The organism is Pseudoalteromonas sp. R3 (assembly GCF_004014715.1).
Classification (GTDB): Bacteria; Pseudomonadota; Gammaproteobacteria; order Enterobacterales; family Alteromonadaceae; genus Pseudoalteromonas.
This window is the reverse complement of record NZ_CP034835.1, coordinates 3,367,374-3,380,177: the sequence shown is the minus strand read 5'-3', so window position 1 is coordinate 3,380,177 and position 12,804 is coordinate 3,367,374. Positions and strand designations below refer to the sequence as shown.

The following is a 12,804-nucleotide window of genomic DNA, read 5'->3' as shown; positions in this document are numbered from 1 at the left end:
GAGCCTATGCGATTTATACTTCTACTGTTGCTATGCATATTCACCACAGGTGTGAATGCGGCAATTAATGATTATGTTGTTAAACAGTGGAGTATGCAAAATGGCCTGCCATCGCAAAGTATCAAGAGTGTGGTTCAGGACCAACAAGGCTATATCTGGCTTGGTACACAATTCGGGCTAAGCCGATTCGACGGTTTGCAGTTCAGCAATTACACAACGCAAAATAGTGAGTTTCTGGACAGTAATGCGGTTAATAAACTCTTCGTTGACCGCTTTGGTATGCTTTGGATTGGCACCCGCAGAGGGGTAACCCGGTTAAATCCACAAACCCTTAAAACAGAGCGTTTTGAAGTCCAGGGTGAAGTCAGAGATATTCTTGAAGATCATCATGGTAATATCTGGGTCGCGGCGAACGGCTTATATTATGTATCTGCAAAACGCCTGACTCTTGCACAAAACAACATCGATAATAAGAAGCTCTCCCTTACACATATTAGCCAAATCGTCGGTTCAGTAACAAAAATGACCTCGTCTCCGCAAGGTATTTGGTTGGTTAACGAGCGTCACTTATTACGGATTAGTGAGTCCCAGTCTATGGGCTCCAATGACATGCGGCTGGAGCTCTCCAGCAAAATATCATTGCCACGTCAGCTGGCGCAAACCAATATTCATGATCTGGCTTGGATTGACGGTAAGCTTTTCCTCGCTTCGCAGTTGGGTGCGTATTTTCTCGACTTTGATGAGGTGCTCAGGCGATACGATGAGATTGGTAATAACGCCACCTATAAGTTTTTGAGTGATCAGCAAGGTGGCATGTGGGTATCTACCTATGGCCGGCTGTTGTACAAAGAAAGTGGTGGCCAGTGGCAATATGTTGAGTTGGCGCAATTGGATCAGGGGATCTGGTTTACCGACATTTTTATTGATGACGATGGTAATGTGTGGATGGCCAGTATTAACGAGGGCCTGTGGCTGGCACATGCCGGACGGGTAGAGCGTTTCTCTGTCGGCACGCAGCGGGAACAGGCTATTTCTGCGATCACACAAGACTTGCAAGGTAACGTATGGATTGCTACCCGAGAGGGAGTAGGCCGGCTTGATAGCAATGATAATTACGAACCTGTGATCAGTGCGTCTCAGCTAAACGGGGTGGAAATTCATGACATGGAGTTCATCGGAGAGCGGTTGTTCCTCGGTACTGGTCGTGGCGTAGTCATTTATGAAGATGACAAACTGCTTGCTATCCCAAATCGTGAGTTTCGTCAGACTCAGGTCTTCACTCTGACTCCTTCTAATCAGGGCGGGCTTTGGCTGGGTACCGGGCGCGGTCTGTATCGGCTCGACTACAGTGGTTTGACGCCATTTACTTACAATGCTTTTTTAGGCAGCCAGTTTATTACCTATGTTGTAGACTTTCCGCGATTTGGCTTTATTGGCACGGACAAGGGAGCCTATAAATACAATGAGCGGGGCATAGAAAAAATCGGTGGGCAGACATCGCTTGAGTCAGCCTATGTCACCAGTATTTTGCACGTTGAAGGCAGCGCAACTCTGGTCGGCACTTTCTACGATGGATTATATTATCGTAGCCAGGATGGCGACTGGCATCAGCTTGATGCATCTCACGGATTGCCCTATGGGCCGATCTTATCGCTACACTTTGACAAGTCGCAGGAGCTGGTTTGGGTCAGCACCATGAAAGGCGTGTACCGCATGCCGATTGCACAATTCAGTGAACCTGTGCAAAACCTGCAGGTAGAGCAGGTAATTAATCCTTTTGACCGACAGCTGGATGGTGTACCGAGTCAGTGTTGCACGGGGTTGGGTCATGATGCCGTTGTTGAGCAGGACGATTACCTCTTATATCCCAGCTTGCAGGGGGTCGTGCGTATCCCTAAAAAAGTACAGTTATTCAGCGCCGCAGAATTGGCTCCTAAATTTGAAAGTATCGTTACTGCAACACGTAATCTAACACCAGACAGGCTGGAAGGCCCGGTTGAGTTGGACACCAGTGAGCGTGACCTGACCATTCGCTATACGGCCATTGATTTCTATGCGCCACAGAGTATTGAATTTCGCTATAAGCTGGACGGTCATGATGCCCAGTGGCGTGATGCTCAATCTCGTCGCGAAGCCATTTATACCAACTTGCCGCCAGGCGATTTTACCTTTTTGCTACAGGTAAAACGACGTGGTCAGGATTGGCAGCAGGCACACAATTTGTCGCTTAACCTGCAATTACCACAGCGCTTTGATGAAACTGTTTTCTTCAGATTGATCATCACCTGTGGCTTTATGTTTTTGTTCTATCTGGTGTTCTGGGTCTTTCGTACTCAGGAGCGACGCAAGCAGGCCGCGCTGGAAGCGCTGGTCGCTGAACGCACAACAGAGCTCCGAAAAGCCAATGACAAACTCAATCAGGTCAACACTCAGTTAAAATTGGTTAGCCACTCAGATGAACTGACTGGACTGCGAAGTCGGCGCTTCTTGTTTGATCAGCTCCCGAAAGATATTGAGCATTATCAGCGTAATGCGCAATCTTTGCGGCAGCAAGATAAGAGCCTGGTACTGATGATCCTGAATATTGATAGTTTTAGTAAGATCAATGATGCCTATGGTCCCATTGGTGGAGACAGCTGTTTACAGCAATTGGCAACTTTGCTCAATACTCGCACTCAGGGGTCCGATTATGTCGCGCGCTGGAGTGGTGATGAGTTTTTACTACTGCTGAGGGACTTTAAATGTTCCGAAGTTGAACGGTATGTAAGCGAATTATGTAAAGCGATTGCTCAGTTTGAGTTTAAGTTGCCCAATGGGAAGTCACTGAACCTGAGCGTGTCTGTGGGCTGGTCTTTTTATCCCCTGCCATTACTTGGAGGCCAGGTCATTGGCTGGGAAGCGTCAGTTAACCTTGCTGATATCGCACTACATGAAGTGAAGCAACGCGGTGGGGATGGTGCTGCCACCATTACTTTTGATGAACAACTCGATGCGTTTGAATTTGAGCAAAGCCAAAATGTTGAATCACAGTTACAACTGTTGCAGTCCAATGGTTTGGCAGAGGTGAAAGTCTGGATGCGTTAGTCACAGTGCCTGTTAAGGCCGGTGTTAGGTACTGAGTCTGAAATTGAGTTTAAATGATGGCTAATATTGTGTAATTATCAACGGATATTATAAATTTAACTACTTTTAATTTGAAAAGAGATAAATATAATATACTCTCTATATACCGAGCTTAATTAACTCATAAAATTCTAAATTCAACAATCTACGAGAGTAATCCAATGCGTGAAATAAGATCTTTTATTAAGACTGCAAGTTACAGTGATTTGAATAAAGCGCTGGAGCTTATCCAAGCCGCCATTGATGAGCAGGCAAAACAGGAAGAAGCCAAAAAAGAAGTTTTGGCACTGATTAAAGAAAAAGGATTGTCTTTAGAAGATTTTGCTTCCGAATCAGCAACTGATAAGCGCAGCAAGGTACGTCCAAAATACCGTATTGAAAAAGACGGTGAAGTATTTGAGTGGACTGGTCGCGGTAAAACACCAAAAGCATTCGTTGGTGTTAACTTAGAAGATTACAAAATCTAATTACTGCTCAGCGTAAGCCAGCCATATTATATAAAATGGCTGGCTTGTGAGGTTTTAGATACCTTTTCTGGGTTCATATTCCATATCCCGCTAGCACACATCTTAATCAAAAATTCTCTGCCGTTAATATAGTCAGGTGTCCCTATTTACACACTAAGACCCTATCAAGAAGAAGCCGTTGCAAACACCATAGCCCACTTTAAAAAGTCAGACGACAGTGCGGTAATTGTTCTGCCAACAGGCTCTGGTAAAAGTCTGGTTATTGCACAGCTTGCTCGATTAGCAAGACATAAAATATTGGTCATGACACATGTCAAAGAGTTAGTTGAGCAAAATGCACAGAAATATCAGAGTTATGGTTTATCTGCGAGTATTTATTCCGCAGGCTTAAAGCAAAAAGAGCTGGTTCACCAGGTGACATTTGCCAGTGTGCAGTCATTGGCCCGAAATTTAGAAGCCATTGATACCTTTTATTCCCTGCTGATTATTGATGAGTGTCATCGGGTTAGTGGTGAAGACGACAGCCAGTATATGGCGGTGATTGCGCGCTTGCGGCAGTTTAATCCGGCGCTAAAGATACTTGGTCTGACGGCAACCCCATACCGGCTTGGCACTGGATGGGTGTATCACAGCCACTATCACGGCTTTGTCCGGGGAGTGACAATAGCCCTTTTCGACGCTGTATTTACGAATTACCACTGCGCTATATGATTAAAAACGGATATCTGACACCCCCTAAGCAGCTTGACCCCGCGGTTGAGAATTATGATTTTTCAGCGTTGGATAGTAATGCGTTTGGCCGATATAGCGAAGCGGATATGAACCAGCTGCTGCAAAGCAACACCCGGGCAACCAAGAGCATCATTGAACACGTAATGTCGCTCAGTGAACAGCGTCATGGTGTCATGATATTTGCTGCAACTGTATTGCACGCCAAAGAAATTAAGGGGTATTTACCAGACGGCCAAACAGCACTGGTGCTGGGTGATACAGATAACCGCGAACGAGATGAGATCATCGCTGCCTTTAAGCGCCGAGAGATCAAATACCTGGTTAATGTATCGGTATTAACCACAGGCTTCGACGCGCCGCATGTGGATGTCATCGCAATTTTAAGGCCCACAGAGTCAGTGAGTCTGTACCAGCAAATAGTGGGACGAGGATTGCGTTTGAGCGAGGGCAAAAAAGATTGCCTGGTGATTGATTATGCCGCCAATGAGTTTGACCTGTTTCACCCTGAGGTGGGCAGTAAGAAGCCAGCTTCGGACAATGAACCTGTTCAAGTGCTGTGTCCGGGTTGCGGGTTTGGCAATGTCTTCTGGGGCAAATACGACGAACAAGGGCGCGTTATCGAGCACTTTGGACGGCGTTGTCAGGGACTGTTGCAGGACGATGACGGCAATGAACAGCAATGTGATTATCGTTTCAAATTCAAAGAGTGTGATAATTGTGGCGCAGAAAATGATATCGCTGCACGTCAATGTCACAGTTGTGCAGTGATGTTGACCGATCCGGACGACAAACTGAGGGCTGCATTGAACCTGAAAAACGCGATGGTACTGCGATGCAGTGGTCTGAGTGGGGAAGTGGTTAAAGCCCAATTGCTGAAAATTACGTATTTCGATGAAGATGGTGCCAGTGTGAGCGAAGTGTTTGACTTTGCTAAGCCTGCGAGTCGAGGTTATTTCGTTCGCCAATTTGAAAAGCATTGTCGCACAGGTGTGCGTGTGAGTACCTGGACTGATGTTGAACAGGTGGATGCCACTTTATTGTCGGCACCAGATTTTGTGATTGCCCGGCAACATAAGAAATATGGCTGGCAGGTCACAGAAAAGATTTTTGATTATCAGGGGAGTTATCGCACCGCTGATAAAAGCTAATGCAGAGCATTCCGGGCTCTGCATCATTCAGATGTAAGAGTGTTACTCAGCGAGTATTCCCCACCCGTCACCATAACCTTCGTGGCTGTTTGCGATAGACTCAAGGTATTGCTCGGTCTGACTTAACAGCTGGTGCTCGGGCACCATGGTCACAGACGTGACAACTTCCCATACACCGGTATCCGGACAGGTATCCAATTTGGTCTTTGGTGCCAACTCATCTTCTGCAATGGTGCTCATAAAGCGCTCTGCGTCGGCTTTTTGTTCGAACAAAATAAAAAAATCGATGCTGTGCATCTGGGTGAGATCTACACCGGCTGCAGCAATTTCAGCAAGTAGCTGGCCGTTGTCATCATCAGGGAATTGCATAATCATACTCAAGTTAATATAGCTACCGATATTGTCCGCTATCCCACACAAAATAAAAAGCACTGACCGCAAAAATTTGCATGTAAGCGAGCAAAAATAACACTGTGATATGAACATCCACGCCATGTCAGCATCATCTTGCTGTGGTATTATAATATCACTGTGAATTTTAGGGTTATTTAGTGCGTCTATCTGCGTTTACTGCCATTTTAGTTGTTCTTCTATTGTCGTTTCAGGCACTGGCCAGTGATTCATCAGGTATTACAGAATTTACTGTGAGCCAGATGTCTGATGGCGCTGAGCTATCAGATGAAGCATATGACAATGTTATGCGCTTTATGAGCACATATCTAGGCAAGCCGTTTACACCACGCAGAAAGAAGCTGATAGGTAAAGATGTTACTAAGGCATTGCAAGCGCTGGGGTATTATCATCACTCGCTCACCATGTCGTTTGACCTGAAGACTAGGCGTGTCACCCTGATTCTGGACCCTGGTATAGCATTGCGCTGGCACAAAGTTGAGATTGTGCTGCAGGGGATTGAAGAAGTGGCATTGCGCTCACGGTTACTAGAAGGAGCTATTAAAGTAGGTGAGCAGGCAAGACATGACCGTTATGAAGCGACTAAAGCGAATATAGAAAGTGTGTTGCTGGAGCTGGGATATTTTGATTTTCAGTGGTTGAAAAAACAGCTGAGTGTGGATCGCGTACAACAGCAGGTTTCTGCAACCTTATTACTATCGGCGGGGCCAAGGTATCGTTTTGGAGAATTGCGTCTGTCGACGCAGTCGAAGGCGGTTGCGTTTGCCAAAGCGTTAAGTCCATTTAGCTCGGGTGAGTTTTATGCTGCCCAGAAACTCTCTCAGTATAACCTTACCTTGAATGAAACGCCTTATTTTCAGAGTGTTCGGGTTTACCCTTTGCTCAAACTCAGGCACCAAGGCACTGTCCCAATTCGTGTCGAGCTGGTCGATAAACCCGCCAACAGCTATGAAGTAGGCGGAGGCTATAGTACCGACTTAGGTGCGAAAGCCCGTTTCAAATGGAGCAAACCCTGGATAACGAGCGGGGGGCACTCTATGACATCAGATCTCAATATTTCTCAGCGTCAGCAGGATATCAGTGGTGCCTACACAATCCCGGTGGATGATCCGAACAACGATGTATTTCGCATTCTGGGGGATATCAGTTACAGGACGACCTGACTGAAGGGGTTGATACCAAGACCTGGAATATTCAGGTGCAACGGCAGTGGTTGACATCCGGAAATTGGGTACGTACCGCATTTTTAAAGCGTGAACATGAAACCAGTGAACAGGACGGCGAAACCCTGAAAACGGAAATGCTGATCCCCGGTGTGAGTTATGCAAAAAAACAAAGCCTGGGAGGTATGTTGCCGTACTGGGGCAATGAACGGCTGATCTCTGTTGAGCTGGCCAGTGAATCTTTGGTCTCGTCGACTTCCCTGATCAAAGTGCGTTGGAAAAATGCCTGGTTGCGCAACATAGCACAACAACACTTCTTTGTGACCCGTTTGGAGGCGGGAGCCATTGTGACCGATGATATTGAAGCCGTGCCCTTCAATATGCGCTTTTTTGCCGGTGGCGATCAGAGCATCCGTGGATTTGCTTATCAGTCTGTGGCACCGCGCGACGATGAGGGTAAGCTGCTAGGCGGTAAATATCTTGCTACAGCGAGTGCAGAATATAACTACCAGTTTATGCCCAACTGGCGTGTTGCGCTGTTTGTCGACACGGGCACGGCAACGGATGACTTTAAGGATAAATGGGCATTGGGTACCGGATTTGGCTTTCGCTATCTGACGCCGGTCGGACCGATCCGTCTGGATCACGCCTGGGGGCTGAGCAAAGACAGTAAGAGCACCCGTTTAAGTATTGTGATTGGACCGGAGATGTAATGGGATTTAAAGTCTGGCTACGCCGTATTAGCTATATCGTCATTGGGATCTGTGTGGCGGTATTTTGCTTGTTGTTTACCTTGCCTGGTCACAAACTATTAGTCTGGGGAGCTAATCATAGTGTAACTGGTTTGCAAATCAGCGCACCTCAGGCGCGTCTGCTGTCTAATGCTGTGCTGGACGTGCAATTTCAGGATGAACAGGTGACCTTTCATGCTCGTCAGTTAAGCCTGTCGCTTGATTGGTTTAGCTGTGCTACCTTGTGTCTGTCAGGCAGTGCTGACAAGGTAACCTTATACCTGGCTAAGCCTGTCGGCGAGCCCGAGGTGTCAGCTGAGCCTGAGCAAGCGATTAAAACTGCGCCATTATCCTTACCATTTTCCTTTGCTATCAAGCAATTTCGGTTAGGGACTGCAGAGTTGAAGGTAGCAGGACACGAGGTCAGCCTCAGTAAGCTGACAGTGGCAGCCAGAGCCGATGAACAGGGTCTGCAAATCAACAAGCTTGCGCTGAGTCGTGCACGGATCAGGCAAACTGAAGCGCCAGCTCCTACAGCTCCTTTTGTTATGCCGACAGAGATCCCCGGATTATCATTGCCTGTCATACAACTTCCCATGGCTGTCAGCGTAGAGAAGTTAACAGTAGCTGAGCTGAGCTACCACCCTTATGAGGGCGAGTTACAGGCCCTGAAGCAGCTTAGGCTCAGTGCTGCTGCTGAGCACTCTGAGTTGTCGATTCAACATTTGTCACTGACTTACCTCTCACACCAATTGGCTCTGACAGCGCAAGCAGACTTAAGTAACTGGGCGTTGTCGGGAGCGCTGGAGCATGAGCATTCTGATTATCAGAGTAGCCTCACATTTAAAGGCAACCTTAATCAATTGGATCTGGCCGCTACGCTTTCTGGTAATAGGCAGGGTAAAATCGCCTTGAGTCTAAGTCCGGCTGTGCCAAACTGGCCTTTCTCACTGACAGTAAACGCCGAACAACTTGCTTTAGGCTCAGGTAATACGTTGCAACAGCTGGCACTCGACGTGCAAGGCACTGCGGTTGAATATTTGGTCAATGCACATGCAGGCGTGCAACTGAGTGAGCAACTTGATTTATCTGACCCTGAACTGGATATACACCTGGCAGCTGCCGGCGGACTCACTGCTTTGACGTTGCAAAAGGCCGAAGTCACAATGGGTGAAGCGCATACTCAGCTCAGTGCCCAGGTGAGCTGGCAAGATGGGATCCGTAGCCGGTTAGAAGGAGAGCTACATGCCTTGCCTTTAGGCGCCTGGCTGAAGCTGGATGAGACCCAATTGTCTGGCTCATACCAACTTGATTTTTCTCAACATGGCCAGCAGTGGCTGGCGCAGGTAAATGAGTTGACACTTAGCGGGCAGCTGGCTGCTTTACCATTGCAGCTGGTTGCCCGAGGTAACTTAAATAGTGATTTACATGGCGAGATCCAAACCGCTCAGCTCAGTTATGGAGACAGTCAGCTCACCCTGTCGGGCACAGCCGATCAGCAACTGGATGTGCGTGGTGAGTTGTCACTGGCGCATCAAAAAAACGCAGTGTTGCCTGCGGATGTGCAACTGTCGGGACAATTCACCGCCACTGGGCCGGTTAATTTACCGAAACTTACGCTACACAGCCAGCTGGATAAACTTGTGTATCAGGATACGTCGGTAGGTAGTGGCACATTGGCACTCTCTTTTGATTTGGCCAGAGACTGGTTGACTGACCTGAATGTGTCTCTGTCCGAAGTAACTCAGGGGGATTTACCTGCTACGTCTCTCAGCTTGGCGGGACAGGGAGATCAGGATCACCACCAGCTGACAATACAGGTTGAGAACTCAAGCAGCAGTGTTGACCTGACATTGAGTGGGCAGTATGCGCAGCAGGTCTGGGATGGTCAGTTAGATGCCGGTATGTTGCGCTCTAACAACAGTGAGTTGGCGTTGATGTCGCCAGCACAATTGACGGTAAAAACGGACCAGATAGTCGTGGCGCGTCAATGCTGGACACTCTCACCCGGGCAGATCTGCTTCGCGGCACAGCATGGGGCACAGGGTCAGGCGAGCATAGAGTTGCAGCAGCTGAACTTGACGCATTTTAACCCGTTGCTGAGTAACCTGGCTGAACTAAAAGGGATTCTCTCTGGGAGTGTCGGGGCAAAATGGTCGCAGGGCCAGTTAGAGACGCTGGATGGGCAACTGGCTATGGCCGACGCTAAGGTCACATTATATGGTGCAGCCTCAGAGCAACTTGATGATAGCGAGGGGGGAACAGCACCAACCTTACCACTTGAAATAGAACGCTTTTCCCTGGCACTTAACAGTGATACCCAAGAGGCCAAAGCCAATTGGCAGCTGGCGCTCAGGAAGCTGGGCCATTTTAATGGTGAGCTGCTGATGCCACTGCAGGTTGAGCCTCTAAAAGTGCGCGGGTTTGTAAATATAGCAGGCATAGAGTTGGGTAAATTTCGGCCTTTACTACGTCGGTTATTATGGCCAGATTTGGAGCTGGCGGGGGTCATTGCGGGCCAGGTCAACATCGATGGTCCGCTGACACTGCCGCAGTTAAGTGGTCAGCTTAGCGGTCAAGATATTCAGCTAAGAGCCAGTGAAATTCCCCTAGCTATCAGTGACTTGGATCTTGATGTGCAATTGAATGGTCAACAGGCTGAGCTAGTTGGACAACTTACCACGGCGCCACGGGGTCAGGTTGCGTTCAGTGGTGAAGTCGATTGGCACAGTGCTATAAGGGCCCAGTTAAATCTCAGCGGTGAGCAGTTAACTCTGACACCTCAACTCGGTGTCACCCTGGATGTGACTCCAGACTTGTCATTGCGATACAACGGTGAGTATGCAGAAGTAACCGGGGCGATTACAGTGCCTTATGGTCGTATAGAGATTGAAGAATTACCTCAGGGGGTGGTTGCTGTAAGCGACGATCAGGTCATCGTTGACAGAGCCAGCTCCAGAGCGCCAGCTCAGATGATGGATTATAAGCTCGATTTGGATGTACGCTTGTTGGATGATGTCAGGGTTAAGGCCATGGGTCTGGACGCTTATCTGACGGGGGAATTGTCTTTAGAAAAGCAGCTTGCTTCGGCCTTACTGGCCAGTGGTGAGATCAATTTGCGAGAAGGGCGGTACAAAGCATTTGGGCAGGACCTGAGCATAGAAACAGGTCAGATGGGGTTTAACGGTCCGCTGGACAAGCCCTATATTAATGTGCGTGCAATCCGTAATCCTGAGACAACAGCCAATGGTGTTGTTGCCGGAGTTGAAGTTAAAGGTAGTATCCGAAGCCCTGAATTGGTGATTTATTCACAGCCAGCAATGGATCAGGCTCAGGCATTGGCTTACCTGCTCAATGGTCAGCCTTTAGGTGATGGCCAGAGTAATAACAATACTATGCTGGCGCAGTTTCTATTGTCTCAGAGTATAGATCGCAGTAAGGGGTATTTTGCCAAAGCGGGCGAAACCATAGGGATACAGGATGTAAACCTGTCGGCCAAGGGTAGTGGTGATGATACCCAAGTTGAAGTGTCGGGTTATCTAACCCCCAGTGTACAGGTCAGTTATCGGGTGGGTGTCTTCGCGTCGCTGAGTGAGGTCGCGGTACGCTACCGGATTTTTTCGAAATTTTATATTGAAGCGACCAGTGGTTTGTATAAAAGTATTGACCTGCTGTACAAATTTGACTGGGACGAATAATGCACCGCTTTTTGTTAGCACTGATACTTAGCATCTCCTTTTCGAGCGCAGCGTATACTGTCCGTGCACCGCTAGAAATTAGAGTGACATCAGGTGCTAATCCTTATGTTCTTCAGTTGATTGAATTGGCGTTGTCCTATCAGCCGCGACCAGTTAGCTTAAAGACTGTTGCAGGTATCCCAACGCAAACTCGAGCTGTACGCCTGCTTGGTAAGCAATCGGGCATTGATGTATTTTGGTCCGTGACCAGTGAAGAAAGAGAGCAACAAGCACTGCCAATACGTATTCCCCTGGTAAAAGGGTTATTGGGGTACCGCATTTTGTTTATTGATGCCAACCGCTCTGCTGAGTTCACGCATATAAAGCATTGGGGGCAGTTAAAGCCGCTGCTGTTTGGGCTCCGTCACGACTGGCCTGACAGAGCGGTGTTTGAGCGCAATGGACTTCAGGTGGTGGCATTTCACGACACACAAAAAGCGATGACTATGCTGAGTAACAGGCGGCTGGACGTGGTGCCGCTGGATATACTGGCAGCCGAAGATTTTTCGGCACGAACTGACGTCATGGTGCAACCACATCTGTTGATAACCTATCCTTCTGCCGTCTATCTGTTTGTCGATAAAAACAATATCCAGTTACATACTTTGTTAGAGTCCGGTCTGGAGCAGGCCATTGCTGATGGCTGCTTCGAGTGGTTGTTTCGCAGCCACTTTGCAAAAAAGCTGGAGCAACTGGAGTTAGCCGCACGCATGAGGCTAACCTTGCCCAACCCGACCTTGTCTGCCGAGACACCTTTGTCACGCAGCGAATTGTGGTATCAACCAGGAAAATACAATGACAATAATAACACGCAACACAAATCAAGCGGTGGGCCTGGCAGCCTTGTTAATGCTCACGCTCGCTGCTTGCCAGTCGACAGACAGGCAAGTACAGACTGACGGCATCACGATAACACAAGAGCAGCGCTCACCTGCCAGCATCATTGCTCAGGCGGATAAAGATGACTGGCGATTAGTCGCAGCAGATAACATGCTTAAGATCACCCTACCAACAGGCCCGGTTTACGTTGAGCTGAACCCTCTGCTGGCACCGGGACATGTTGATAATATTAAGGCGCTGGCCCGGGAGGGCTTCTACCAGGGCCTCAATATGTATCGTTTTGTCGAAGGCTTTGTTGCACAAGGTGGCGATCAAGACGGCAAGCGAGAGCCTGTTAATGGCAAAAAAAGCATCGCCGCGGAGTTTTTCCACACCAGTGACGAGGCCCTTACCATCACAGAGCTGGGCTTAAATGATGGCTATGCCCCCGCACAGGCTTTTTAAATGGGTTT

The 12,804-nt window shown here is 48.2% G+C and carries 8 protein-coding genes and 1 pseudogene; 8 read left to right on the top strand and 1 reads right to left on the bottom strand.

Features of this window, described 5'->3' with window-relative positions; translation table 11 throughout:
• Positions 1-6: 6 nt before the first annotated feature.
• The 3 genes and pseudogenes from ELR70_RS19955 to ELR70_RS19945 all read left to right on the top strand — a co-directional run bounded on the left by ELR70_RS19955 (position 7) and on the right by ELR70_RS19945 (position 5,470).
• Entirely contained in the window at positions 7-3,084 is a 3,078-nt protein-coding gene (locus tag ELR70_RS19955) for a ligand-binding sensor domain-containing diguanylate cyclase (protein WP_054015451.1), read from the top strand.
• A 200-nt stretch (positions 3,085-3,284) separates the two neighbouring features.
• On the top strand, positions 3,285-3,590 hold the full coding sequence (locus ELR70_RS19950; protein ID WP_054015450.1) for an H-NS histone family protein: 306 nt from the start codon (positions 3,285-3,287) through the stop codon (positions 3,588-3,590).
• Positions 3,591-3,734: 144 nt separating this feature from the next.
• Positions 3,735-5,470 (top strand): annotated as a pseudogene (locus ELR70_RS19945) (DEAD/DEAH box helicase).
• 42 nt (positions 5,471-5,512) lie between these two features.
• Here ELR70_RS19945 and ELR70_RS19940 read toward each other — a convergent pair.
• Entirely contained in the window at positions 5,513-5,839 is a 327-nt protein-coding gene (locus ELR70_RS19940; protein WP_054015448.1) for a ribonuclease E inhibitor RraB, read from the bottom strand.
• A gap of 182 nt (positions 5,840-6,021) precedes the next feature.
• Here ELR70_RS19940 and ELR70_RS19935 point away from each other — a divergent pair, with 182 nt between their 5' ends.
• The 5 genes from ELR70_RS19935 to ELR70_RS25545 are packed head-to-tail and all read left to right on the top strand — an operon-like array spanning position 6,022 to position 12,796.
• Positions 6,022-7,044, top strand: a complete 1,023-nt coding sequence (locus tag ELR70_RS19935) for a POTRA domain-containing protein (RefSeq protein WP_128064690.1) — start codon at positions 6,022-6,024, stop codon at positions 7,042-7,044.
• Positions 7,045-7,079: 35 nt separating this feature from the next.
• A complete protein-coding gene (locus ELR70_RS19930; RefSeq protein WP_128064689.1) occupies positions 7,080-7,757 on the top strand; it encodes a BamA/TamA family outer membrane protein in 678 nt (225 codons plus the stop codon).
• Entirely contained in the window at positions 7,757-11,473 is a 3,717-nt protein-coding gene (locus ELR70_RS19925; protein ID WP_054015446.1) for a translocation/assembly module TamB domain-containing protein, read from the top strand. Before ELR70_RS19930 ends, ELR70_RS19925 begins: the two co-directional genes overlap by 1 nt.
• Positions 11,473-12,411, top strand: coding sequence for a hypothetical protein (locus ELR70_RS19920; RefSeq protein ID WP_054015445.1), 939 nt, complete (start codon positions 11,473-11,475; stop codon positions 12,409-12,411). Before ELR70_RS19925 ends, ELR70_RS19920 begins: the two co-directional genes overlap by 1 nt.
• Positions 12,362-12,796: a peptidylprolyl isomerase gene (locus tag ELR70_RS25545; RefSeq protein WP_241566332.1), complete on the top strand. Its 435-nt coding sequence runs from the start codon at positions 12,362-12,364 to the stop codon at positions 12,794-12,796. Before ELR70_RS19920 ends, ELR70_RS25545 begins: the two co-directional genes overlap by 50 nt.
• Positions 12,797-12,804 lie beyond the last annotated feature (8 nt).

What these genes read in the sequence shown, in the direction of transcription:
- ELR70_RS19925 (WP_054015446.1), top strand. Translation starts at nt 7,757, where the DNA reads ATGGGATTTAAAGTCTGGCTACGCCGTATTAGCTATATCGTCATTGGG.
- ELR70_RS19955 (WP_054015451.1), top strand. Translation starts at nt 7, where the DNA reads ATGCGATTTATACTTCTACTGTTGCTATGCATATTCACCACAGGTGTG.
- ELR70_RS25545 (WP_241566332.1), top strand. Translation starts at nt 12,362, where the DNA reads ATGCTCACGCTCGCTGCTTGCCAGTCGACAGACAGGCAAGTACAGACT.
- ELR70_RS19920 (WP_054015445.1), top strand. Translation starts at nt 11,473, where the DNA reads ATGCACCGCTTTTTGTTAGCACTGATACTTAGCATCTCCTTTTCGAGC.
- ELR70_RS19950 (WP_054015450.1), top strand. Translation starts at nt 3,285, where the DNA reads ATGCGTGAAATAAGATCTTTTATTAAGACTGCAAGTTACAGTGATTTG.
- ELR70_RS19940 (WP_054015448.1), bottom strand. Translation starts at nt 5,839, where the DNA reads ATGCAATTCCCTGATGATGACAACGGCCAGCTACTTGCTGAAATTGCT.